Annotated in this window: 17 protein-coding genes and 1 pseudogene; 11 read left to right on the forward strand and 7 right to left on the reverse strand. The window is 72.4% G+C overall.

The window, feature by feature from the left end:
• Positions 1-76: 76 nt before the first annotated feature.
• From ACN28A_RS26495 to ACN28A_RS26505, 3 genes are all read left to right on the forward strand, one after another.
• The gene (locus tag ACN28A_RS26495) at positions 77-1,702 is read left to right on the forward strand and encodes a glycosyltransferase 87 family protein (protein ID WP_421399309.1); all 1,626 of its coding nucleotides are present in this window, start codon (positions 77-79) and stop codon (positions 1,700-1,702) included.
• 562 nt (positions 1,703-2,264) lie between these two features.
• The gene (locus tag ACN28A_RS26500; RefSeq protein ID WP_421399311.1) at positions 2,265-3,845 is read left to right on the forward strand and encodes a sulfatase; all 1,581 of its coding nucleotides are present in this window, start codon (positions 2,265-2,267) and stop codon (positions 3,843-3,845) included.
• Between the two features lie 70 nt (positions 3,846-3,915).
• Positions 3,916-4,293 (forward strand): VOC family protein, encoded by a 378-nt coding sequence (locus ACN28A_RS26505; protein WP_421399314.1) that lies wholly within the window; start codon positions 3,916-3,918, stop codon positions 4,291-4,293.
• A 30-nt stretch (positions 4,294-4,323) separates the two neighbouring features.
• Here ACN28A_RS26505 and ACN28A_RS26510 read toward each other — a convergent pair whose 3' ends face one another.
• From ACN28A_RS26510 to ACN28A_RS26520, 3 genes are all read right to left on the reverse strand, one after another.
• On the reverse strand, positions 4,324-4,788 hold the full coding sequence (locus ACN28A_RS26510; protein ID WP_421399315.1) for a PPOX class F420-dependent oxidoreductase: 465 nt from the start codon (positions 4,786-4,788) through the stop codon (positions 4,324-4,326).
• Between the two features lie 45 nt (positions 4,789-4,833).
• Positions 4,834-5,583 (reverse strand): CoA-transferase subunit beta, encoded by a 750-nt coding sequence (locus ACN28A_RS26515; protein ID WP_421404650.1) that lies wholly within the window; start codon positions 5,581-5,583, stop codon positions 4,834-4,836.
• Positions 5,584-5,647: 64 nt separating this feature from the next.
• The gene (locus ACN28A_RS26520; RefSeq protein ID WP_421399317.1) at positions 5,648-6,466 is read right to left on the reverse strand and encodes a CoA transferase subunit A; all 819 of its coding nucleotides are present in this window, start codon (positions 6,464-6,466) and stop codon (positions 5,648-5,650) included.
• Between the two features lie 243 nt (positions 6,467-6,709).
• On the opposite strand from ACN28A_RS26520, the gene ACN28A_RS26525 reads away from it, so the two are divergent.
• From ACN28A_RS26525 to ACN28A_RS26545, 5 genes and pseudogenes are all read left to right on the forward strand, one after another.
• A complete protein-coding gene (locus ACN28A_RS26525) occupies positions 6,710-7,981 on the forward strand; it encodes an FAD-dependent oxidoreductase (RefSeq protein WP_421399319.1) in 1,272 nt (423 codons plus the stop codon).
• A gap of 32 nt (positions 7,982-8,013) precedes the next feature.
• Complete coding sequence (locus ACN28A_RS26530; RefSeq protein WP_421399322.1) at positions 8,014-8,880, forward strand: class I SAM-dependent methyltransferase; 867 nt, start codon at positions 8,014-8,016, stop codon at positions 8,878-8,880.
• Between the two features lie 142 nt (positions 8,881-9,022).
• On the forward strand, positions 9,023-9,670 hold the full coding sequence (locus ACN28A_RS26535) for a hypothetical protein (RefSeq protein ID WP_421399325.1): 648 nt from the start codon (positions 9,023-9,025) through the stop codon (positions 9,668-9,670).
• Between the two features lie 129 nt (positions 9,671-9,799).
• Positions 9,800-10,834 (forward strand): questin oxidase family protein, encoded by a 1,035-nt coding sequence (locus ACN28A_RS26540; RefSeq protein ID WP_421399327.1) that lies wholly within the window; start codon positions 9,800-9,802, stop codon positions 10,832-10,834.
• A gap of 107 nt (positions 10,835-10,941) precedes the next feature.
• A pseudogene (locus tag ACN28A_RS26545) lies at positions 10,942-11,868 on the forward strand (ADP-ribosylglycohydrolase family protein); the annotation flags it as partial.
• A 164-nt stretch (positions 11,869-12,032) separates the two neighbouring features.
• On the opposite strand, the gene ACN28A_RS26550 reads toward ACN28A_RS26545, so the two are convergent.
• A complete protein-coding gene (locus ACN28A_RS26550; protein ID WP_421399330.1) occupies positions 12,033-13,103 on the reverse strand; it encodes a hypothetical protein in 1,071 nt (356 codons plus the stop codon).
• Positions 13,100-13,735, reverse strand: coding sequence for an RNA polymerase sigma factor (locus ACN28A_RS26555; protein WP_421399332.1), 636 nt, complete (start codon positions 13,733-13,735; stop codon positions 13,100-13,102). Before ACN28A_RS26555 ends, ACN28A_RS26550 begins: the two co-directional genes overlap by 4 nt.
• Positions 13,736-14,162: 427 nt before the next feature.
• On the opposite strand from ACN28A_RS26555, the gene fxsT reads away from it, so the two are divergent.
• On the forward strand, positions 14,163-17,735 hold the full coding sequence (gene fxsT, locus ACN28A_RS26560) for an FxSxx-COOH system tetratricopeptide repeat protein (RefSeq protein WP_421399334.1): 3,573 nt from the start codon (positions 14,163-14,165) through the stop codon (positions 17,733-17,735).
• A 62-nt stretch (positions 17,736-17,797) separates the two neighbouring features.
• Here the strand turns inward: fxsT and ACN28A_RS26565 are convergent, their stop codons facing one another.
• The gene (locus tag ACN28A_RS26565; RefSeq protein ID WP_421399336.1) at positions 17,798-21,412 is read right to left on the reverse strand and encodes a discoidin domain-containing protein; all 3,615 of its coding nucleotides are present in this window, start codon (positions 21,410-21,412) and stop codon (positions 17,798-17,800) included.
• A gap of 351 nt (positions 21,413-21,763) precedes the next feature.
• Entirely contained in the window at positions 21,764-23,548 is a 1,785-nt protein-coding gene (locus tag ACN28A_RS26570) for a P-loop NTPase fold protein (protein WP_421399339.1), read from the reverse strand.
• A gap of 177 nt (positions 23,549-23,725) precedes the next feature.
• On the opposite strand from ACN28A_RS26570, the gene ACN28A_RS26575 reads away from it, so the two are divergent.
• Complete coding sequence (locus tag ACN28A_RS26575; protein WP_421399345.1) at positions 23,726-24,706, forward strand: aldo/keto reductase; 981 nt, start codon at positions 23,726-23,728, stop codon at positions 24,704-24,706.
• 46 nt (positions 24,707-24,752) lie between these two features.
• A complete protein-coding gene (locus ACN28A_RS26580; RefSeq protein WP_421399348.1) occupies positions 24,753-25,124 on the forward strand; it encodes a hypothetical protein in 372 nt (123 codons plus the stop codon).
• The last annotated feature ends 150 nt before the right edge of the window (positions 25,125-25,274 follow it).

Consider the following 25,274-nt stretch of genomic DNA (forward strand, 5'->3'; position numbering starts at 1 on the left):
AAACCGTGGCGTACGAGCTTCTGCAAGGTACGGCATCGATCGATCTTCGGGTGGTCCGACTGTCTACACTCGGCGGATGGCGACCTCCCACACCGAGACGTCGACGGTGCGCATCCGGGTCGCTCCGGCCGCACTCTGGATTGTCTACGGCGTGGTGGCGGTGGTCTCCTCGGTGCTGGTGCTGCGCCGCCCCGCGTGGGAGCGCCTGTCGGACCTGCACATCTACTACGGGGCGATCCGCCACCTGCACGCGGGCGGGCCGCTCTACGAGTTCGTCGCCGAGAACGGCGGGCCGTTCACCTATCCGCCCTTCGCCGCCCTGGTCCTCTCGCCGATCGGCCTGCTGCCCGAGGGGACACTCCAGCTCGGCTGGCTCGTGCTCACCTGCGCGGCGGTCGCCGCCATCGCCGTCGCCGTGGGCAGCGCCGTCGCACCGGACCGGCACCGCCGGCCGCTGGTGGTGGCGGCGACCGCGGTCGCCCTGCTGCTCTCCGCGCCGGCACAGAGCAACCTGCGGTTCGGCCAGGTGAGCGTCTTCGTCGTACTGCTAGCGCTGGTCGACGGGATGCGGCTGACCCCGGCCCGCTACCGGGGCATACTCGTCGGCGTCGCCGCCGCGATCAAGCTCACCCCGCTGCTCTTCGTGCTCTACTTCCTGCTGGCCCGCCGCTTCCGGGACGCCGGGCGTGCCCTCGCGGCCTTCCTGCTCTGCGGGCTGGCCGGCGCGGCCGTGCTGCCGGCGGAGAGCGTGACCTTCTGGACCGGGACGTTCCTGAACACCTCCCGGGTCGGCAACCTCGCCTCGCTCGGCAACCAGTCCCTGCACGGCATGCTGCTGCGGATCGGCGTCGACGGCGCGACCTTCCCGCTGCTCTGGCTCAGCCTGGTGCTGGTCATCGGCGGGATCGCGCTGCTGCGGGCCCGCCAACTGGAGTGCGCCGGCCAGCCGGCGCACGCGGCCGTACTCGTCGGCTGCGCCACGGTCGCCGTCTCGCCGGTCTCCTGGACCCACCACCAGATCTGGCCGGTGCTCGCCGCGATGCTGCTGGTCGGGGCGTACGGGGTCGCCCGGCGGGTGGCCGGAGCCGCCCTGCTGGTCGTGATGGTGCTGTCGCTGGGCGCGTTGCTCGGTGCGGTCTCGACGACGCAGGGACTCCAGTTCCTCTTCGAGAACTCCCGCTCGCTGGCCGTCGTCACGCTCTGCCTGGTCGGGTTCGGCGGGGTCACGGTGGCGACGGTCGCCGCCGGTCGGCGTACCGACACGGTCCGGGGCTGGCTGCGGGTGGCGACTGCCGCCGTGGCCGGGGTGGCCTTCTTCGCCGTACAGCCGCTGCCGGCGGGGGCGGATCCGACCTTCAAGGCGTACGCGATGTCCGACGTGCACAACCCGCGCTACTTCTTCGTCTGCCGCAGCGCGGCCGGGTGCGCCGCGTTCGGCGCGGGTGCGCCGGTCACCTTCGGGGTCACCGCCGAGAAGACGAAGGTACGCGTCAACGGCGTCGTCGACCCGGCCGTGGTGGCGAGACTCGAATACCAGTCCGCGCCCGGGGGTGCCGCCCGGACGATCCCGCTGCTGGAGGTCTATCCGGGGCAGCTGCTCTTCTCGTTCCGCTCCGCGAACCTGTCGCACGGCCGGCTCACCGCCTACCGGGCGGACGGCACGCCGGTCGCCGCGTACACCGAGGAACTCACCGCCGGGTGACGACGCCGGGACGGTGTCGGGTGCCGATGGCGGGTGCCGGCGGCGGATGACGACGGCGCCACGGCGTAGGGCTCAGCCGAGCTGCCCGGGCGGTGGCCGGGGTCCGCTCGACCCGACAGTGTTAACGTGGCGCCCGGATCACGGCGGCGGCACGGTGCCCGGCCGGGTCGGCGTCTCGACCGGCCTGCGCCGGCCGGACGGTGCCGGCGTCGCCGACCTCCGGCGACCTGCGGGTCGGCGGGGGCGGTCCCTCCCAGTGGCGAGCGGGCGTCACCAGGCTTCACAGGAAAGGGCCTTTGGATTGTCGGTTTTCACGCGCCGCCGGACCGCCACCGAGGCACCCGCCGGACCCACTGACACACCTGCGGCAACGACTGACGCACCTGCGGCAACGACTGAAACACCCGCGACAACAGCTGAAACACCGGCGGGAAGCGCTGACACGACCCCGGGAGCGGTCGACGACGACAGTCCGGGGGCCGGCGGTGCCGAGGTCGCGGTCGACGGCGCGGCGGAGGACGGCGGTGGTGCCGGTCGCCGACCCGGCCGGTTCCGGACCGGGGTGGCCTGGCTGAGCAGCATCCTGGCCCTGTTGCTCGTCGTCTTCGCCCTGCTCGCGCCGAACCAGCTGACCCTGCTCACCCCAGGCGCGTTCCTGCGCCTTCCGGTGGAGGCCCTGCTGGTGGTCGCCCTGGTGCTCCTCCTGCCGGCCTGGGGACGCCGGGTGGTGGCGGTACCGGTCGGGGTGGCCCTCGGGCTGCTGGCCATCGTGAAGGTCGTCGACATGGGCTTCTTCGCGGTACTGGCCCGACCGTTCAACCCGGTCTTCGACTGGGTCTCCTTCGGGGCCGGCGCGGACTACCTGGCGGAGTCGTACGGCCGGACCGGCGCCGTCGTCGCGATGGTGGCCGCCGGGCTGCTCGCGGTCGGCCTGCTGGTTCTGATGACGCTCTCGGTGCTCCGGCTGACCCGCCTGGTCGTCGGACACCGTCGCGCGGCGACGCACACCGTCTCGGCGCTCGGGGCCGCCTGCGTCGTCTGCGCCCTGTTCGGCGTGCAGATCCTGCCGGACGTGCCGGTCAGTACCCTGAGCTATGACCGGGTGCTCCAGGTGCAGGCCGCCCTCCGTGACCAGGAGGTCTTCGCGGCGGAGGCCCGGGTCGACGCGTTCCGGGACGTCCCGGGCGACCGGTTGCTCACCTCGTTGCGGGGCAGGGACGTGGTCCTCGCCTTCGTCGAGAGTTACGGCCGCTCGGCGATCGAGGATCCGGCCATCGCACCGGGGGTCGGCGCCACCCTCGACAACGGCTACGCCCGGCTGCGCACCGCCGGCTACGCGGCCCGCAGCGGCTGGCTCACCTCGCCGACGACCGGCGGCGGCAGCTGGCTGGCGCACGCCACGATGCTCTCCGGCCTCTGGATCAACAACCAGCAGCGCTACACGCATCTCGTCGCGAGCGACCGGATGACCCTCAACCGGGCCTTCCAGCGGGCCGACTGGCGCACCGTCGGGGTGATGCCGGGAATCACCCAGACCTGGCCGGAGGGGCGGTTCTTCGGCTACGACGAGGTGCACGCCTCCAAGGAGCTCGGCTACCGCGGCCCGCAGTTCAGCTGGGCCCAGATGCCGGACCAGTACACGCTGTCGGTCTTCGAGCAGCGCGAACACGCCGCGCCGGGGCACCCGCCGGTGATGGCGACGATTCCGCTGGTGTCCAGCCACGCGCCCTGGAATCCGATCCCGGAACTCATCGGCTGGGACCAGCTCGGCGACGGGTCGGTCTTCGGGCCGATGGCGGAGACCGGCGACTCCTCCGACGAGGGGTGGCGGGACAGCGCCAGGGTACGGGTCCAGTACGGTCGCGCGGTCGAGTACTCGCTGAACACCATCGTCTCCTACCTGGAGCGGTACGGCGACGACGACCTGGTGTTCGTCTTCCTCGGTGACCACCAACCCGCCCCCCTGGTCACCGGGGAGAACGCCGGCCACGACGTACCGGTGACGATCGTCGCCAAGGACCCGGCCGTGCTGGACCGGATCTCCGGCTGGAACTGGCAGGACGGGCTGAAGCCGGGGCCGGACACCCCGGTCTGGCGGATGAGCGACTTCCGGGACCGCTTCCTCACCGCCTTCGGCCCGTAGCCCCGCGCCGCTAGGATTCCCGGACGCGTGCCCGCGTGGCCGCTCCGACCAGCACCCGGAGGTTTGCATCATGCTCGACGGCGCCGCCCTGACCCTGACCACAGTCAACCTGAGCGCGCCGGATCCGGGCGAGCTGGCGCGCTTCTACCAGCGGCTGCTCGGCTGGGAGATCACCGAGGAGGAACCGGACTGGGTGTTGATGCGCGATCCGGCCGGGGGAGTGGGGCTGGCCTTCCAGACCGAGTCGCCGTACGCCCGGCCGACCTGGCCGGCCGGCCCCGGTGACCAGCAGATGATGATGCACCTGGAGATCCGGGTCGCCGACCTGGCGAGCGCCGCCGCGCACGCCGTCGAGTGCGGGGCGACCCGGGCCGAGTTCCAACCCCAGGCGGACGTACTCGTGCACCTCGACCCCGCCGGTCATCCCTTCTGCCTCTACCTCGACTGACTGTTCGCCACCGACCGGGCAGGTGTCCGGTCAGTCGGCGAGGCGGGCGGGGAAGCCGCCGGTGGCGACCGGTCCCCAACCGTCGACGGTGATCCGGATCAGCGACTTGCCCTGCCGGCGCATGGCCTCGCGGTACTCGTCCCAGTCCGGGTGCTCGCCGGAGATGCACCGGAAGTACTCGACGAGCGGCTCCAGCGCCTCCGGCAGGTCGAGTACCTCGGCGGTGCCGTCGACCTGGACCCACGGGCCGTTCCAGTCGTCGGAGAGCACGCAGACCGAGACCAGGGGATTCCGGCGGGCGTTCGTCGCCTTCGCCCGCTCCGGGTAGGTCGAGACGACGATCCGGCCCTCCCGGTCGACGCCGCAGGTCACCGGCGAGGACTGCGGGCGCCCGTCCGGGCGGGTCGTCATCAGGACGGCCCGGTGCCGGGGCCGGAGGAAGTCGAGCAGTGCGGCGCGGTCGACTCGGGTGTTTGTCGCGACGGTGCGGGTCATCGCCCGTTTCTACCAGGCCGCCCGTCAGCGGGCACCGGCCGGGACCTACCCGACCGCCCCGGCGTCGCGGGTGGCGGCCTTGAGGGCGCGCAGCACCGTGAGTTCGGGGCCGGTCGGCGGTGCGCCGGTACGCAGGTCGTCGGCGACCCGCAGCGGCCAGCCGGTCGCCGCGCGGGCCTGCTCGACCGTCGCGCCCGGGTGCAGTTCGGTGAGCACGAGCTCCCGGCTGGCCGGGTCGGGCCGGAGAATCCCCAGATCGGTGATCACCACCTGCGGCCCGGCGCCACGCAGCCCGAGCCGCTGCCGCTCGCCGGGACCGGTGCCGTGGCCGAAGGAGGTGACGAAGTCGACCCGCTCGACGAAGGTACGCGGACTCTGCCGCATGACGACGACCACCTCGCGGCAGGAGGCGGCGATCTCGGGGGCGCCGCCGGCGCCGGGCAGTCGTACCCGCGGGTCGCGGTAGTCGTCGCCGATGGCGGTGGTGTTGATGTTGGCGTACCGGTCGAGCTGCGCACCGCCGAGGAACCCGACGTCGATGCGGCCCGGCTGGAGCCAGTAGTTGAAGACCTCCGGCACGCTGACCACCGTGTCGGCGGTGTCGGCCAGGATGCCGTCGCCGATGGAGAGTGGCAGCCGGTCGGGCTTGGCGCCGAGGCACCCGGACTCGTAGACGAGGACGAGCCGCGGGGCGTGTGTCGCGCGGGCGAGGTTGGCGGCGGTGCTCGGCAGGCCGATGCCGACGAAGCACGCCGTGCCGTCCCGCAGTTGCCGGGCCGCCGCGACGGTCATCATCTCGTCGGCGGTCCACTCCGTCGTCGTCAACGCTGCCACCTCCCGTGCCCGTTGCCGCGCGCGTTCATGCTTTCGTCCCGGCTTCGAGGACGTGCTCGCGCATCCAGGTGGTGAAGCTGTCCCGGTCCCGGCTGATCGCGTCCCATGCCTGGTAGAAGGCGTTGTCCCGGACGGAGTAGCCGTGCGCGTAGGAGGGGTGCGCACCGCCGGGGGCGAGTGCCACCGCGCTGACCGCCCAGGTCGGCAGGAGCACCTGGCTGGGCACCGGCTCCAGCGAGTCGACGATCTCCTCGACGGTGACAAGTGACCGCCGGGCGGCGAGCACCGCCTCCTTCTGCACGCCGGTGATGCCCCACATCTGCACGTTGCCGGCCCGGTCGGCGCGCTGGGCGTGCACGATCGCGACGTCGGGGTTCAGTGCCGGTACGGCGGTCAGCACCTCGCCGGTGAACGGGCAGGTGATCGGCTTGACGGTGGCGGTGTGCCGGGGCAGATCGGTGCCGGTGTAGCCGCGCAGCACCGCGAACGGCAGCCCGGACGCTCCCGCCACGTAGCGGTTGGCCATCCCGGCGTGGCTGTGCTCCTCGATCTCCAGCGGTTTCGGCCAGCCGCGTTCGACGGCGTCCCGGAACCGGTGCAGCGAGCCGACGCCGGGGTTGCCGCCCCAGGAGAAGACCAGCCGCCGGGCGCAGCCCATCCCGATGAGCTGGTCGTAGACGACGTCCGGGGTCATCCGGACCAGCTCCAGGTCGCGCCGCCGCTGCCGGACGATCTCGTGTCCGGCGGCGAACGGGATCAGGTGGGTGAAGCCCTCCAGCGCGACGCTGTCGCCGTCGTCGACCAACTCGGCCACACCTTCGGCCAACGAGACGATCTCAGCCATCCGTCCCCAGTCTCCTTCGCCGGTCGTCTCCGCACTGGACGGTGCGGGTGACGGCAGGCGGGTGCGATCGTTCGTGTTGCGTACGTCTGTTCTGAGAACGAACGTAGCGTGACGACTCCGACCCGTCAACGTCGGCGGCGCGGCGGCCGCGGTGTGCCGGCGGCGCCGCCCGACAGTGCGGGGCGGTTGCGATCGCGCCTGTCCCGGGCGTACCGTGGACGCACAATTCATCAACTGTTGAATATGGTGGTCGCGGTGGACGAGCGTACGACCTGCGTCGTCGTCGGCGGTGGACCGGCCGGCATGGTGCTCGGCCTGCTGCTGGCCCGAGCCGGCGTCGAGGTGACCGTGCTGGAGAAACACGGCGACTTCCTGCGCGACTTCCGGGGCGACACGGTGCACCCGTCGACCCTGCGGCTCCTCGACGAACTCGGCCTCGGGGAGCGGTTCGCCGCCCTGCCGCAGAGCCGGCTGGACGAGGTCGCCTTCCCGGTGGCGCCGGGGCAGCAGATCGTCATCGCCGACTTCCGTCGGTTGCGGACCCGCTATCCGTACGTCGCGATGGTGCCGCAGTGGGACCTGCTCAACCTGCTCGCCGAGGCGGGGGCGGCCGAGCCGTCGTTCACGCTGCGGATGAGCACCGAGGTGACCGAGCTGGTCCGCGAGGACGGCCAGGTCCGGGGCGTACGCTACCGGCGGCCGGACGGCGGGACCGGTGAGCTGCGCGCCGACCTGACCGTGGCCTGCGACGGCCGGTGGTCGATCGCCCGGACCCAGGCGAACCTGCCGGTCCGGGAGTTCCCGGTGCAGATCGACGCCTGGTGGTTCCGGCTGCCCCGCCACCCGCACGACGACCCGGCCGGGCTCACCCCACGGATCGGGCCGGGCCGGGTCGCCGTGGTCGTTCCCCGGGAGGGCTACCTCCAGATCGCCTACATCGCCCGCAAGGGCGGCGACGCCAGGCTCCGGGCCGACGGTGTCGAGCGGTTCCGCCGGGACGTCGCGGAACTGGCTCCCGACTTCGCCGACCGGGTCGACGCGATCAGCTCGATGGACGACGTCAAGCACCTCGACGTACGGCTGAACCGGCTCGACCGCTGGCACGTGCCCGGCCTGCTCTGCCTCGGCGACGCCGCGCACGCGATGTCCCCGATCGGCGGGGTCGGGATCAACCTCGCCGTCCAGGACGCGGTGGCCGCCGCCACCCTGCTCGCCGAGCCGCTGCGGCGCGGCACGGTGACCGAGGCGGACCTGGCCGGCGTACGCACCCGGCGACTGCTGCCGACGATCCTGGTGCAACGGTTGCAGCGGCTCATGCACCGGGGCCTGGTCGCACCGATCCTCGACGGGCGCCGGGCCGGGCCGCCCCGGGCGGTACTCGCCGTGCTGCGGCGCTTCCCGTTCGCATCCCTCGGTCCGGCCTACCTGATCGGCATCGGCGTACGCCCCGAGCACGCACCACCGTTCGCCCGCCGGCCGCCGGCCCCGGTCCGGACGGACGGAGCGGCCGGCTGAACACGGGGCCGGCTGGACAATAGGGTGTGGCCATGCCGGACGACCCCCGGGTACGCGACGGAAGCGGCCAGCCCGCCTTCCGGTGGGACGAGACGCTCTACGCCGGTAGCGCGGACCACTACGCCGTCGGCCGGATGCCGTACCCGGCGGAGGTCGCCGACACCCTCGCCACCGAACTCCGGCTGGACGGCCGTGGCCGGCTGCTCGACGTGGGTTGCGGACCGGGCTCGCTGACCCTGCTGCTCGCGCCGCTCTTCGCGGCGGTGGTCGGGATCGACGCCGACCGGGACATGCTGCGCCGGGCCGGGCAGGCGGCCCGGGAGGCCGGGATCGGCAACGTGCGCTGGCAGCGGCTGCGGGCCGAGGAACTGCCGGCCGGCCTCGGCACCTTCCGGGTCGTCACCTTCGCGCAGTCGTTCCACTGGCTCGACCGCCCCCTGGTCGCCCGCGCGGTACGCCCGATGCTCGGCGGTGACGGGGTCTGGGTGCACGTGGGCGCCACCACGCACCGGGGAGTGGACGGCGTCGACCCGCTGCCGTTCCCCCGCCCGCCGCACGACGAGATCACCGCACTGGTGGCCCGCTATCTCGGCCCGGTCCGCCGGGCGGGTCGGGGGACGCTGCCCGGCGGCACGGCGGGTGGCGAGGAGGAGGTGATGCGCGCTGCCGGCTACCACGGTCCGCACCGGCTGGCCGTCGGCGGCGGCATCGTGCGGGAGCGGACCGAGGACGAGGTGGTGGCGGGGGTCTTCTCGCTGTCGTCGTCCGCCCCGCACCTCTTCGCCGACCGGCTGCCGGACTTCGAGGGCGACCTGCGGCGGGTGCTGCGTACCGCCTCGCCGGGCGGGCGGTTCGCCGAGCGGACCGGGGAGATCGAGCTGGTGCTGTGGCGGCCGTAGCGGACTGACGGGTTCGCCACCAGAGGGGGTCAAGTGCTGACTTGTCCCACTTTCCGGTGTGGATTTGGCGACATCGAGGGATGGTACTACGGTCAAGACCGGCTGATGCGGTGGAAACGGGGTCGACGCGACCGATGGGATCATGGTGACTGTCCTCGACTTTCGGCGTACCCGATCAGGCGTCGCGCTCGGCGTGGCGTGCGCGGCGGTGCTGGCGCTCGGCACGGCCTGTGCCGGCAACGGCGATCAGCGTCCACAGTGGTCGGAGGGAGTGCCGGGCGCCGACTCCGGCACGGCCGTCCCGACCCCGACCGAGGCGAGCCCGACGCCGACCGGGACGCCCACGCCGAAACCCACCGCAGCCCGCGCCACCCGGCCGCCGGCCAACACCACGACGACCCGCCGGGCCCGCACGATGGCCGAGCAGACCACGGCGACGGCCAGGGTGACCGGCGGGTTCGGGCAGTCGCAGAACTCCGGTGGCCTGCACCAGGAGGGCTGCGGCAGCCCCACCTTCGGGCTGGTCCAGGTGCGGGTGGGTGCCGGCGCCAACGTCTCGGCGGTGTCGCTGCGATACCGGGTGAACACCCCGGTGCCGTTCGACGGCAGCGGGTCCGCCCGCACCGTCGGCAACGACCGGGGCACCTGGCTGGCCGGACTGGGACCGTTCCGGGCCGAGCCGCGCAACTCGGCGGGCGGCACCATCGCGGTCACCGCGACGGTGAGGTTCCGGGACGGCTCCACCAGGTCGGCCCGGACCAGCACCCCGCTCCGGCCCTGCCGGCGCTGACCGGCCGCCGCCCGCCGCTGGTCCTGCCCGCCACCGGTCGACCCCGGCGACACCCGACCCCTGGCGCGCCCGAGCCGGTGGCGTCGATGGGTTGACATGAAGCGAGGTTCAACTCGCAACCTGGTGACCATGTCAGACTCCATCATCGACGAGGCGTACGAGCGTCTCCAGCCGACCGGTCCCGAGCGTGACGGCTGGTTGTCCAACCACGCCCCGATGGCCGCGGAGGCCCTGGCCCGGCACGGGTACGGGGCACGGGTACACCGCTGGCTGGACCGCTACGCCGATCGGCTGACCGAGCGACCACGGGGAATCTCACCGATCCCGGCCGCGCAGTGGCGGGACCCGCTCGGCGACCCCACCCGGACCGGCGACTGGCTGGACTACTTCGCCCGCGAACTGGCCGACGAACCCTGGTCGGCGGTGCTGGTCCGCTGGTGGCCCCGGCTGCTGCCCGGGATCGCCGCCGGAGCAACCCACGGGGTGATCCGGGTCGGGCACGCCGTACGCGCTCTGCGGGCTGCCGAGACACCGCCCAGGATCGCCGAACTCGGTGCCGCGCTCGGCTACTGGGCGGCACGGTGGCAGCCACTCGCCCCGCCCGGCGCCGGTCGTTATCCGGCCACCGACCCGAGGACCGCACTCGACCGGGTGCCCCGAGTTCCCGACCAGCGGTTCGGGATCCGGGCCCGGCTCGCCCAACTCGCCGGAGCGACCGGATGGCCGGAGGCTGCCGGAGCCGTCCCCGGAGATCCCGGCACGGCCGTCCCGACCCGGCTGGCGGCAATCGTCGACGCCGCCGTCGTCCGGTACGAAAGCCACGGCTACGCCAGCCCGGTCATGCTGGTGCACGCGGCCACCGCCCCGAACGCGGTGCTGCGCACCCTGCCCGCGTTGCCGACGGAGCTCTGGCGGCCGAGCCTCGCCGCCGCCTGGGCCGCCACGGCCGCGGTCACCGCCGCCTACGCGCCGGCCGAGCCCCGCCCACTTCCGGACCCACACCCCGGCCTGCGGTTCGACGAGGCGTGGAACCGGGCGGTGCACTCCGGGGACGAGCATGCGATCAAGTTCGTGGACACGGCCGTCGAGACCCACCACCGGAGCTGCGACCCGACGCTGCCGGCCCGGGTCGCCGACGCGATCCGCCCGCTGACCGGCGACTGAATCCCGTCGACGGGCAGGTCGGCCGCATCCCTCGGCGGGCAGGTCGGCCGCCGGACGGCCGGGCGGGGGAGGCGGGCGCGGACCCGGTTGAGGCATGATCGCGGGTGATGTCATTCGTGCTGCACGAGCCGGCCCGGCTCGACCTCTGCTACGACAGCCTGCACGGGCTCTCCGTGGGCGACGCCCTCGGCGCCCAGTTCTTCATGGTCGGCCGGTCACCGGCCGAACTCGCGGCCGGACGGCCGCCCGCCGGCCCCTGGGAGTGGACCGACGACACCCACATGGCCTGCTCGGTGGTGGCCGAACTCGCCGAACACGGCGAGATCGGGCCGGACCGGCTCGCCGTCACGTTCGCCGAGCGCTGCGAGCCGTACCGGGGATACGGTGCCGGCGCGGTGGTGATCCTGCACCAGATCAGGGACGGCGTGCCGTGGCGGCAGGCGACCCGGGAGGCGTTCGGTGGGGAGGGCTCCTGCGGCAACGGCGCCGCGATGCGGGTCGCCCCGGTCGGTGCCTACCACGCCGACCGGCCACGCCGGGCCGCCGAGTTGGCGATCCGGTCGGCGGAGGTGACCCACGCCCATCCGGAGGGGATCGCCGGGGCGATCCTGGTCGCGGTCGCCGCCGCGTTCGCCGGGCAGGCCCGGCTGACCGGGGTACGCCCGTCCGGGGCGGCTCTGCTGGACCGGCTGGAGCCGTACCTGGTCGACGGGCAGGTGCGCCGGGGCGTCGAGCGGGCCCGCCGACTGCTCACCGGCACGGCGGTGACGGTGGAGGAGGCGGCGTACGAGCTGGGTAACGGGTCGCGGGTGACCGCCCAGGACACCGTTCCGTTCACCCTCTGGGTGGCCGCGACCCACCTGGCGGACTATCCGGCCGCGATCACCGCCTGCGTGCTCGCCGGTGGTGACGTCGACACGACCGGGGCGATCGTCGGCGGTGTGGTGGCGGCCTACACCGGGCTCGGTGAGCGGCCCGGCGCGATCGGCGTGCCGGAGGAGTGGCTGGCCGCCCGCGAGGCGCTGCCGGACTGGGCCTACACCGGCGGCCACGAGCCGGACGCCTCCGGTACGCCGGACGCCGGGCTTTCTGGCCCGACAGGCCAGCCGGGTGGCCACCGAGCCGAGCCCGGGTCGACCGGGTCGACCGGGTCGACCGTGGGCTAGTCCCGCTCGTCGCCACCGGTCGGGCTGCCCGCTCAGCCTGGCTCGCCGATTCGCTCCGTCCGCCCGCTCTTCTCCGGATCCCGAGCCTGTTCCGCCGCCAAGGCCACGTCGACCGCCTCCGAGGGGCCGGGCTTCGCGTTCGCGTCGGGCTTCGCGTTCGCGTCGGGCTTCGCGTTCGCGTCGGGCTTCGCGTTCGCGTCGGGCTTGCGGGTCTTCTCCGGCTTGCGATGCCGGTCGGGGTTGCGGTTCTTGTCGGGCTTCTGGCCGTCGGGCTTACGATCCTCAGGCTTGCGGTTCTTCTCGGGCTCGTCCGCGGCGAGCAGGCGCCGGCAGTAGCCCTCTATCTCGGCCCGGCCGCCGGCCGCGTCCAGCAGCGCTTTGGACGGTGAGCGGTTCGCCGGAGAGTCACTGTCCGCACCGCCCCGAGCCAGGTAGCCGCGGCACTGCCCGAAGACCGAGGGGGGCGGCGTGGCCTGTCCGGTCCGGGCCGGCAGGCTCGGCGACGGGGCCTTGCCGGGTACGGCCGTCGGCGGCGCGATGTCGGGCGGCGGCACCGGTGCCGGTGCGCCGGTGCTCGGCCGGCTGGGCGGCGTCTCCGGCCCGCCCAGCGGGGGGATGTCGGTGGCCAGTGCCGCACCGGCGGTGACCGTGGCGAGGACGACCACCACCCAACCACCGGCCCCGACCGTCAGGCGGCGCGGGCCGCTGCGGTGCTGCCGCGTCGCCGCGGCACGGCGAGCCTTCCGGCCCGCGCGACCGGGTACCTCTCGGTCCGTGCCGGTGGCGGCCTCCCGACCCGTGCCGGGCAACTCCTTGGTCGCCCTGCCGGACGGCACCGGTGACTGCCGAGCGGTACGGAAGCCGGCCAGTGCCGCCTGCTCGCCGGCCAACTCCGCCGGACGGGCCGGTGCCGACGCCGCCGCCAACAGTTCGGCCAGCGGATCGGCCCGGTCACCCGTCGAGTGCCAGGCACCGGTGACGTTTCCGGCGTGCTCCGGCTGCGCGGCACCGGTGACGTTCCCGGCGGAGGCGTCGAGCAGCCGCTCGGCGGTCTCCGGATCGAGCCCGTCCGTCCGGCGGAAGACCATCCACATGCCGCTCAACGGCGTCCCCGTCCCGCCTCGACGTCTTCTCCGGACGGTACCCCGGCAAGTGGTGCGGACCCCGTCGCAGCTCCGTCCGGTGCCGGCCCGCCCGCGCCCTCCTCGGCCAGCAGCTGCGCCAGCCGGCGCAACCCACGGTGTGCGGCGGTGCGTACCGCTCCGGGCCGCTTGCCGAGTACCCGCGCGGTGCTCTCGGCGTCCAGTCCCATCACGGCGCGCAGCAGCACCGCCTCCGCCTCGGTCCGGGGCAGCGTGGCGATCAGCGCCACGGCGCTGTCGGTGGCCAGTCCCTCGGTGGCCCGCTCGGCGGTGTCCTCGGCGGCGGGCAGCTCGGAGAGCGCCTCGACCGGTACCGGAACGCTCGGCCGGCGACGCTGGTGCCGCAGGTGGTCCAGGGCCCGGTTGCGGGCGACCCGGGTGGCCCAGGCCCGGAAGCCCGGCCCGCCCGCGAAGCTGTCCAGGTCACGGGAGATCTGCAACCAGGTCTCCGACGCGACGTCCTCGGCGTCCGCACCCACGAGCACGGTGAGGTAGCGCAGCAGTCCGGGTTGGAGTTCCCGGTAGAGCAGCCGGAACGCCTCCTCGTCGCCATCCTGCGCGGACCGGACCAGCTCGGTCAGCTCGCTCGGCACGTTCCGGCTCCGCTGCGGGGTGCTCCGGTCCCGTCCGTCCGGGGTGCCGTCCGGACGTCGTGACAGGTTGCCGGAGCCCGTCCCGCAGCGCCTGGCCGTACCGTGCGTTCTCGTCGCATTCCGATCCGCACCGGTCCGTCCCCCGTCCACGTGATCGCCGCCCTACGCTAGGTGCGGTCGGGGCGCCGGGCAAGTGGTGGACGGGCCGGAACGAGTGAGATATCTCCGCCTGCTGGACCGGTGAGTCCCGGTAACGGGAAGGCGCACGCCGACGCTGTCCCCTGCAGAAGGCCGGCTCGGTGTGGCCGACCCGCGATCGTCCTACGGTCATCGCGCGCTTATCGGTCAATTGTCCGCGCTCGCCACGACGGTGCATCATGGGGGCTGACCGGTCCCGGCCGTTGTTGGACAGGTGTTGGGGGAGCGCGTGGCGCAGGGCTCGAGCCAGGAAGACCCCTACACGAAGTTGCGGAACGCCCTCGTCGACGCATTGGTCCAGGTGCGGTTCGCCGAGGCACTTCCGGACCGGCGGCTGCTCGTCAACCTTGTCCGGCGCGATGTCGCCGGCTTCCCCGACGTAGCGGAGAGTCCGCAGGTCCGGTCGCACGTCGTGCAGATCGTGATGGCGTGTCTGACACATCCCGGCGGTCTTCGGGCGTTGCTGGCCGCGCTGTGGACGATGGCTCCCGACACACCCGCCAGCCGGCACGTACGAGAGTTGGTCGAGTCGGCCCCGCTGCGCAGCCGACTGCCGAAAGGCGAGGTACTGCGCATTCACGATCTGTTGGCCAGGGCGGAGGGTGCAGTGCCGGAGCCGGGCTGGTGGCGCCCGGCGGTGCGGGAGCTGGCACCGGGCGGGGAGGCGTCCGGGTCGCTGTCCCAGGTCTTCGATCAGCTCGCCGGCCAGTCGCACGGTCGGGGGCGCCTGCCGCCGGCACTGGTTCTGGTCGACACCGTCGCGGCCGGACTCGACGGGCCGACCGCCGCCGAGTTGTCGAGTTGGGTGTGGCGGCAGGCGGAACTCCTCGAAGTGCTGGCGCAGATGGACACGCTCCGCCGATCTCGGCAGCCGGTCCACCGGTCGTCCGACGTGCCCGCTGGTCGGTCCGACGTGCCCGCCGACCAGGCGGTGGTGGAGCCGCCTGACGGTGCGACCGACGAGCCCGTCGGCGCCCGGGGCGAGCCGGCCGACATCGAGTCCCGCGCCGACGACGGGAAGGTCGTCGACGGGGAAGCCTGGGCCACCGACGCGGATCCTGGCGTCATGGGCACCGATCCGGACGCCGGCGGCGAAGAAGCCGGGACCGGAGAGCCGGGCGGGAGGGCATGGCCCCGGCGACCGCCCAGACCGGCTCGGTCGGCCATTCGGGACCGATCGTACTGGGACGACTACGAAGACCTGCCCGACCTCCCGACCCACCGCCTCGACGCTCCGGCGATGTCCACCGGCGGTGCCCCCTCCGTCGGCCCGAACGACAAGGTCACCGATGTCGCCCCGGTCGCCGCCGTGCGGTTGCCGAAGGTCTGGGGCGACGTACCGCAGCGGAATCCGAACTTCACCGGCCGCGAGGACCTGCTCGACCACCTGCACCACCAGCTCCAGACCGTCCGGCAGACGGCGGTACTGCCGCAGGCCCTGCACGGCATGGGCGGCATCGGCAAGACCCAGCTCGCCATCGAGTACGTGCACCAGCACAGCGGCGACTACGACCTGATCTGGTGGGTGCCGGCCGAGCAGGACGGGCAGATCCTGGCCTCGCTCACCGAACTCGCCCAGCGCCTGGACCTCGATGTCGGTCCCGAGGCCAACCGGGCGGTACCCGCCGTCCGTGCGGCGCTCAGCACCGGCCAGGTGCCCTACGCCAGCTGGCTGCTGGTCTTCGACAACGCCGAGTCGCCGACCGACGTCTCGCGGTACTTCCCGACCGGCGGGGCCGGCAAGATCCTGGTCACCTCCCGGAACCCGGAGTGGGCGTGGCTCGGCCAGGCGATCGAGGTCGACGTCTTCAGCCGCGACGAGAGCCGGACCTTCCTGCGGATGCGCAATCCCGACCTGTCCGACGCCGACACCGACCGGCTCGCCGAGGCGTTGGGCGATCTGCCACTCGCCGTCGAGCAGGCCGCGGCGTGGCGGGCGGCCACCGGCATGCCGGTGGACGAGTACCTCGAATTGTTGCGGGACAAGCACATGGAGCTGCTCGACGACTCCTCGTCGCTCGACGACCGGCGATCGGTGGCGGCGGCGTGGAAGCTCTCGCTCGAGAAGCTGCGCGAGGTCAACGATGGGGCCTTCCAGTTGTTGCAGGTCTGCTCGTTCTTCGCGCCGGCACCGATCTCGCGTGACCTGCTCGTCGGCCGGCCCACCGCACCCGTCACGCCGGTCCTGGACGCGATCCTGGGTGACGCTATCCTCCTCAGCCGGTCGATCCGGGACATCCAGCGTTACGCCCTCGCCCGGATCGACCACCGCCGGAACACCCTGCAGATCCACCGACTGATCCAGGCGGTGCTGATCGGCGCGATGGACGACGAGGAACGCGCGCTCTTCTGGCGGGGCGCACACACGCTGCTGGCCGCCGGCAACCCGAACGCTCCGGCGCGCCGTGAGCGTTGGGACACCTACCACGCGCTCCGGCCGCACGTCGTGGAGTCCCGCGCGGTGGAGTCCACCGACCCCCGGGTCCAGGACCTCGTCCTCGGCATGGTGCAGTTCCTGCACCACTGGGGCGACCACGTCGGTAGCGAGAGGCTGGCGCAGGAGGCGCACGAGCTGTGGGTACGCCGGCAGGGCGAGGCCGACCCGCGCGCCCTAAGACTGGCGAAGTGGCTCGGCTGGACCCGATGGACCAACGGCAGGTACGCCGAGGCCCGGGAGCTGAACCGGCGGACCCTGGAGCTGTACCGTTCGACGCTGGGTGACGAGAACGAGGGGACGATCGACGCCACCAGCATGGTGGCCCTGGACCTGCGTACCAGTGGGCAGTTCTTCGCCGCCCGGGACCTGGACGAGCGGACGTTCGAGGTCGCCTGCCGGGAGTTCGGTGCCGACGATCCGGTGACGCTCGCCTGTGCGCACCGGCTGGGGCTGGGCCTGCGGCTCACCGGTGAGTTCGGCCGTGCCGCGGAACTCGACCGGGACACCCTGGTCCGGCAGGCCGTGGTCCTGGGGTCGGACGACGAGACCACGCTCAACACGCAGCACTGCCTGCTGATCGACCTGCGGGAGTCCGGGGCCTATCTGGAGGCACACCGGCAGCACGAGGAGCTGTACGCCAGGCACCTGGCCGTCTTCGGTCCGAACGCGCCGGCCACGCTACGCACCGGGCGGAGCCTGGCGGTCGCCCGGCGCAAGGCCGGGGACCACGCCGGGGCGTCGATCCTGGGCCGGGAGATCTACGAAAAGTACCGGCGGCGTTACGACGGCGACCATCCGGAGACGGTCGCGGCGGCGGTGAACGTGGCGATCGACCTCCGGTACGCGGGTGATCTCCAGGCCGCCCTGGCGATGTGCGCGGAGACGCTGGAACGTTACGACCGGATGTTCGGTCCGCAGCACGCGTACACGCTCGCGGTGCGGAGTAACCTGGCGGTGGTCCACCGGGCGCGAGGTGATGCCGAGCTGGCGCTGGAGCACGACCGTGAGGTGTGTGCGGGTCTGCGGGAGAGCCTGGGTGAGGAGCACCCGGTGAGCCTGGCCTGTGCCACGAATCTCGCCAGCGACCTGTACGCGTTGCACAGCTTCCAGGCCGCCTACGAGTGCGACGTCGAGACGCTTGTGCGGTTGGACCACGTGTTGGGCGTCAACCATCCGGTCAGCCTGGGCTGTAGCGCCAACGTGGCGATGGACCTGCGGGCGCTGCGCCGGGTGCGGGAGGCGGACGAGCTGCTCGCCGACACGATGACGCGACTGCGCCAGGTGCTCGGGGACCGGCACCCGGCCACGATCGACGTGATCCGGCAGGTTCGGATCGACTGCGACGTGGATCCGCTGCCGCTGTAGTGGACATGCCGTCGGGGTGCCGCCGGCAGGTGATGCTGCCGGCGGCACCCACGTTGGCCCGGTTACGGGTTGACGGTGATGGTGAAGGTGGACGTGGTGTTCCGGATGTTCTGGTGGTTGTTGCTCATCCGGAGGTTGTTGAAGACCGCCGAGCCGACCGCCGGCCCCTGGCCCGGCTCCGGCATCTCGTTGGCCCAGATCCCGAAGCCGGACTTCGCGTCGTACGCGTCGCCGCTGCGCTGCGCCCCGCTGATCGAGATGTCCGTGAAGACGGTGTCGGTCACCGGATTCTCCGGACTGCTGCCGTTGTACTTGGTCTGGAACATGATGCCGTGGTAGGTCGGATCCACGATGTCGACGTCGCTGACCCGGATTCCGCGCATCTCCTTCGACGCGGAGAAGACCCAGATTCCGGGGAACGTCTGGGCGCCCCAGAAATGCCCGCCGGAGCGGACTATCGAGGCGTTCTCCACCCGGGTGAGCCCCGGCCCGAACCCGACGAACGGATAGCCGAAGTCGAGTGAGCTGATGGTGATCCCGGAGTAGACGAGCTGGTCGGCGATGTACATGTTACGGAAGGTGTTGTTCTGTCCGCCGTACACCGCGACACCGGCGGCCCGCCAGGTCAGCGTGGCCGTCAGGTTCTCGAAGACGTTGCCTGTGTTCGCCCCGCCACCCGAGTCGGTCGCGGAGAAGAGCGCGAACGCGTCGTCCCCGTTTCCGCGTCCCTCGACGTTGCTGACCAGGTTGTTGGTACTGCCGTTCGTCATGTTGACCGCGTCGGCGAAGGTGTTGCGGATCCGCGAGTTCTTGATGGTGACGTTGCTGACGTGCACCCCCCAGAACATGCAGACGGTGTGCTCGACCCAGACGTTGTCGAAGGTCAGGTTCGACACGTTCTGCAACTCGCCCCAGACCTTGCCGGGACCGTCGATCCGGGAGGTGTAGTTGCCGAAGAAGGCGAGGTGCTCGAAGGAGGAGCCGTTCGCCGTACTCTCGACCCGGAAACCGGCGTCCGTGTTCTCCTGGCCGGGCGGGGTGGCGAACCGGGTGTACCACATGCCGGCGCCGACCACCTTCACCGCCTTGCCGTACACCTGGAACTTCTGCGCGGTGCTGTAGGTGCCGGCCGGCAGGTAGACGCCGACCAGGTTGCCGGTGGTGTCCATCCGGACCCGGTCCAGCGCGTTCTGCACGTCCTGGTGACCGGTACCGGCCGGGGTGGCGTAGCGGGCCGGGTCCGGGTTCGCCCGCGGTGCGACCTGCTCGGTGTTGACGAAGTCGATCGCGTACCTGGTGCTGTTGGCCGGGTCCTTCTGCAACCTGATCCGGCTGCCGGCCGGGACAGACGAGTTGAGCAGCACGTTCGCCTCGTCGTAGACGTGCCGGGGTCCGCCGGAGCCGGGCGAGTTGTTCGGGCTCGCCTCGTTGCCGTAGAGCCAGGCGTACCGGCTGGTCAGCTCGATCGCCTTGTGGAAGGTGCCGTCGACGTAGATGTTCAGCGTCGAGTCGATCCCGCCGCCGCCCGCCGAGTCCGGGATCGAGAAGCGGGTGACCAGGGTGTTGGTCGGAGCCCGGGTGGTCCACTCGACGTAGGCGCCGGTGCTGTTCAGGGTCACCGCACGTCGCCCGGACGCCTCACCGGCGAGGTCGCCGACGGTCCGGTTCGGGCCGACCACCGTCGCGCCGCCGCCGAGGGTGCCGTCCTCGGCCTCGTACATCTCGTACCCCAGGTTGGCGCCGCGCCCGACGAAGAACGGGGTGTCGCTGGTGTTGTTGCCCTGCTTCACCGGCAGTTCGTTGGCGTCCGCCGCCAGCACCGTGCGGACGGTGTACCGGCCGTTCGCCGCCGTCCAGCTGCCGAGGTTGACCGGCGCGGTGCCGGCCCCGGCCGCGATGGTGCCGGTGTAGGAGCCGGTCAGCGTGCGCACCGTGCCGCCGCTGGCGTTGAGCAGGGTGACGGTGATGCCGTGCGCTCCGCCGGCCGAGGCGGTGCTGCCCTGGTTGCGGATCGCCACCGAGAAGGTGACCTGCTGGCCGTTGGCGGGGGTGCTCGGCGACCAACTCGGCACGGCGACCAGGTCCGAGCTGGCCACCGGGGCGACGGTCAGCGCGGCCGGGTTGGTGTGACTGTTGTTCGTCTCGCTCTGCTCGACGACCGCGTTCGCCTCGTCGACCTTGGCGGTCAACTGGTAGCTGCCGGCGTTGCGTGGCCCGGCGTTCGCGGTGACGGTGCTGCTGGCCCCGGCGGCGAGCCCGCCGACGGCGGCGGTGCCGACCAGGGTCGTACCCAGGTAGAAGTTGACGTTCGTCGCGCCGGAGGCGGCGGTGCCGGCGTTGCGGACGGTGGCCGAGACGGTGATCGCGGTCGTCTCGACCGGCGCGGCCGGGCTCCAGGTGGCGGCGGTGACCGTCAGGTCCGGGTTCGGCGCCGGCACCCCGAAGACCTGGAACTCGGCGACCTGGCCGGCCGGCGCCCCGCTGTTCGCGGTGATCGAGAGCCGGACGTCGGCCACGTTTCCGCTGACCGGGATGGTGACGCTGTTCCCGCTGGCCGGGTTGAAACTGTACGAGGTGGCCGTCGACAGGCTGCCGAACGACGATCCGCTCTGCTCGCGGCCGAGCACCTGGATGGTCTGGTTGCGCTGCCCCCAGGCGGGGTCCGGATTCAGCCGGACCACCACCGAGCTGACCGTGGCGTTCGCGCCGAGCCGCACGGTGAGCACGCTCGGGTACGCCCCTCCGGCTCCTTCCCAGTACGTCGAGACGTTGTCGTCGTTGGCGTTGGCGGCCACGAAGGTGTGCACCGTCGACGAGGCGGTGATCGGCTTGCCGAGCGCCAGGTTGGTCCCGGTCGGCGGGTTGCCGGTGCCGTTGCGGGTCACCGTGTTGCTGTTCGCCGACACGTTCCCGGCGGCGTCCCGGGCCCGGACGTGGTAGGAGACCGTGGCGCCGGCCGGTTGGCTGTCGGTGTAGGTGAGCACGTTGCCGAGGTTGGCCCGCAGCGTGCCGTTGGCGTAGACGTCGTAGCCGGTGACGCCGACGTTGTCGCTGGCGGCGTTCCAGGTCAGCCGGATCTGTCCGCTGGCCGGCTGGGTGTAGGCCAGGTTGGTCGGTGCGCTCGGGGCCTGGCTGTCCGGGCCGCCGGTGGGGCCGTGCACCTCGAACTCGCCGAGTTGCCCGGCGGGCCAGCCGTTGTTGGCGGTGATGTGCAGCCGCAGGTAGCGGGTGTTCGTGGTCGGCAGGTCGACGGTGACGGTGTTGCCGCCGGCCGGGTCGAAGGTGTATCCGGTGGCGGCGACGAGGGTGCTGAACGTCGAGCCGTTGGCGCTGTTCTGCACCGAGAGGGTCTGGGTCCGGGTGCCCCAGCCGGGCGGCAGCTTGAGTACCAGCCGGTTCACCTCGGTGGCCGAGCCGAGGTCCGCCTGGATCCACTGTGGAAACGCGTTGTTGGCGCTCTCCCAGTAGGTCGCCGGGTTGCCGTCGCCCGCGTTGCCGGCCGGATACTCCGGGTGCGAGCTGCTGGCGCTGATGCTGGCGGCGACCGCGACCCGGGGCGCGGGTCCGGCGTCGGGGCGGGCGGCGGCCGCGGTCGGGAAGAGGGATCCGGCGGCCACGAGCAGGCCGGCGGCGAGCGTCGCCGCGAGCTGGCGCGGTAGTGGTGGTAGTCGTCTCATCGTGTTCCCCTGGCGCTCGTCGGAACCGACTGGGGTGCTGCGAGCGGCCGGGCCTGGTCGGCGGCTGGCCCGGCTGCCGCCCGCCGCCGAAGGCGGGCGGTGGCGCAGTCCGTCCGCCTCTCCACTGCCGCCACGACCCCGCCGAGGGCCGATCCCCGAGGCAGCCGGGGAAGGAGCACAGAGAACGCCTGTCCAGAAATTCCGAGCGATAGAGCGCTATGCGGCAACTCTTGACCCGGAACTTGCGTGGTGTCGTCGTAATGTTGCAGACCTGCTACCGACGCGTCAACACTCCGGGCGGATCAGTCCGGGTCGATCGGTCGAAGTGGACAGAATTATCCCGGTCGATCGTTATTTGCGGCCACGCGCCCGGTCGTCCACCGGCCCAGGCTGTGCCGCGACCGCCGCCTGGGCCTGGGCCCACTCGCCGACCCGGCCGGCCGAGGCGGTTATCGCGGCGTCGACCGCGGCCGCCAGCCGCCGTCGGTCGTCGTCCACCCGGGAGGTGAAAAACAGAGCCGGACCGGCGTAGCCAGCCTGGCGCAGCACCCGCAGTCCCTCGAAGCCGGCCCGCTCCTCCCCACCGCGGCTGATGTCCGAGATCACGGCGTTCGGCTGGAACAGCGGCAGGATCTCGAGCGCCTGCCGGGTGTCCGTACTCGTCCGCACCTGGGCACCCCGGGCCGTCAGGCCGTCGATCATCGGCTCGTTGCCGGCCGGGGAGGCGTCGATCCAGAGCAGCCGCAGCCCCTCGTACCGGGCCTCGTCGGCGGCCGGCGGCTCGACCGGGGTGGGGGCGGTGCTCAGCGGGCGCCGGCGCAGCCGGTGTTGCAGCCGCAGCCGTTCCGGCTCCGGACCGAGATCCCGGACCAGCATCCGGCAGTCCTCGTTGCCGGCGAGCAGCCGCCACGCCTCGGGCACCCGCCCTTCGAACTGTCCGACCGCCCGCTCCCACACATCCGCCGGGTCCTGCGCGGACGGCTGCGAAATGCCGTAGGCCACCAGCAGTTGCCGGCCGGCCTGGAGGTCCTCGCCCGTCGGCACCCGGCCATGGGTCAACAGCCAGTCCCGGGCCGCCCGGTATGCCAGCAGCCCGCCGAGGACGTCGCCGCCGGTGGTCAGGATCTCCCGGTAGAGGTCGGGATAGAGATGCTGCAGTAGCACCGACTTCAGCAGGCCGTCGGCGCCGAACTCCCGCCAGCGTGGGTCGAGCTGGTACTCGGCCACGAAACTGTTGATCAGCCGCTTCACCCGGCGCGGGTTGCCCGCACACTGCCGGCCGATCAGTGCGACCAGCGGCTCGGTAAGCAGATGTGCGGTGCGCGACCGCTGGGCGTACCCCCGGATCATGGTCGTGACGGTCGCCTCGGCGGCCACCGGTATCTGGTAGTTGACCTGGACGATCTTCTCCAGGTACTCCCGGACGTGGCCGCCCGACTCGGCGGCCGGCAACGAGATGCGGGAGAGCACCGCCAGATCACAGCCGAGCACGAAGGCGATGCCGGGAAGGTCGAGATAGAGCTTGATCGCCTCGCAGATCTCGATCGCGGTGGCCTCGCCGCAGCGGTCCAGATCGTCGACGAAGACCACGATGGTGTGCCTGGGCTGCCCGGTCTGCTCGTCGATCCAGCTACCCAGCGCCGTCGCCAGCAGGTCGCGGGCCTGCTCCCGGGCGCGGGCGTCCACCGACATCTGCGCCCAGAGTTGGTCGAGGGCACGGTCGAGCCGGAAGAACGACGCGGCGACCCCCGCGCCGATCCGGAGCGAGCCGCCCAGCACCTCGTTGTCGCGCAGCCGCCGGAAAGCGCGCCGCACCACATTGCGGTCGAGCCGGCCGAGCACCAGCTTGAGCATGCCGGTCAGCGCGCTCACCCCGCTCGCGGTCCAGGCGTTGAACCACACGGTCTCCACGTCCGGCCGCCGGGCCAGGATCTCGGAGAGCTGCCTCATCAACGTGCTCTTGCCGGTCCCCCACCGGCCGTCCACCGCCAACACGAAGGGGGTACTGCCGCGCGAACCGTAGATGAGGTTCGCCAGCTCACCGGCGACCATCGAGGTGCCCGGCAGGTCCAGGGTCGCGTCCTCGACGGGGAGGTCGTTCAGCAGCACGAATTCGCCCTCGTCGACGGCAACCATGGCGAGGAGTGTATTCCCGGCGCCGGCCGTGGGCGTTCCGCCAGCGATGCGCGGTCCCGGCTCCCACCCCGGACCCGCGTGCGGGCCGGGTGTCGGAAGCTGGCCCTCGCAGGGCCTCCCTTCCGGCGCCGGCAGCCGGCAGGGTGGGCGGCATCCAGCCACGGCGAAGGGAACATCTTGGGCTATCGACTACTGGGCCAGAGCGGCCTGCGCGTCTCCGAACTCTTCCTCGGCGCGATGGGCTTCGGCGCGGAGCGGGACGGTGCCGTCCCGATGCCGGTCGCCCGGGACATTCTCGACGCGTACCTCGACGGGGGTGGCAACGTCGTCGACACGGCGGTCAACTACTCCGGCGGGGAGAGCGAGCGTGTACTCGGCGAGTTGCTGACCGGCCGGCGGGACCGGGTGGTGCTGGCCACCAAGTACACCGCGTCGCGGGACCGCACCGACCCGAACGGGTACGGCAACCACCGGAAGAACCTCCGGCTGTCCCTGGAGACCAGCCTGCGCCGGCTGCGCACCGACCACATCGACCTCTACTGGGTGCACGTGTGGGACCGGCACACCCCGGTCGAGGAGACCATGCGGGCGCTTGACGACGCCGTCCGGACCGGCAAGGTGCTCTACGTCGGCATCTCCGACGCCCCGGCCTGGGTGGTCAGCCGGGCCAACACCCTCGCGGAGTGGCGCGGCTGGACCCCGTTCGTCGGCCTCCAGGTGCCGTACAACCTGCTGGAGCGGGACATCGAACGGGAACTGCTGCCGATGGCGCAGGCGTACGGCATGACCGTGGCGACCTGGTCCCCGCTGGCGCACGGCCTGCTGGCCGGACGGTCCGACCCGCCCACCGCACGGGCCCGGGCCGCCGTCGAGGCGGTCCGGGAGGTCGCGGCCGAACTGGACGCCACCCCGGCACAGGTTGCCCTCGCCTGGACCAGATCCGGATCCCGTAACGTCCACCCCATCTTCGGGGCCAGCAGCGTGCGGCAGGTCGCGGAGAATCTCGGCGCGGTCGCGCTGACGTTGCCGGCCGAGGCGGTGCGGCGACTGGCGACGGCCGTCGGCTTCACCGCCGGATTTCCGACCGACTTCATCGCCGAGTGCGAGGAGACGGAGTGGCTCGTCGGCCCGAACGCCGACCGCCTGGACCCGCGTTGACCTGGCGGGCCACGCGTCCCCGTCTGATCACCTACACTTCGCGATCATGCGACGCGCCGGTCCTCACCCAGTCTTCATCGTGCTGCTGCTGCTCTCCTTCGTCGGCCTGGTCGTCGCGCCGATCCTGGTCGCCTGGGCAATCGAGATCTGCATGCCGACCCCAGGCGAGGCGTACGACCCGAACTGCCAGTACGAGGCGGACGGGGTGCAGACGCTGGCCATCGTGACGGCGATCGGCAGCCTGACGACGATGCTCGGCGCGGTGGGTTTCCAGGTCGGCCGGAACGTCGTCGCGGCGGCTCCGGTGGCACCGGCCGGCTTCGTCCCGCCGCTGCCGGGTCCGCCGCCCGGACCGGCCCGCCCGACGTACGCCCCGGCCGGGCGGCCGGTCTCCGGCCCGGGTCAACCGCCGGGCTGACCGTCAGCATCGGCGCGTGCCGTCCGGCCGGGTAACGATGCCGGACGCGCCGGGCGGCCCGCTCCCGGCACGACTACGGCTTGGTCCGCCGTCGGAGCATCCCTGGACAGGTCAACTCAGGAGTCAGCGAGTTCTGCACTGGCGCCAATA

The sequence above is a fragment of the Plantactinospora sp. WMMB782 genome, from assembly GCF_049179135.1.
GTDB lineage: Bacteria > Actinomycetota > Actinomycetes > Mycobacteriales > Micromonosporaceae > Plantactinospora.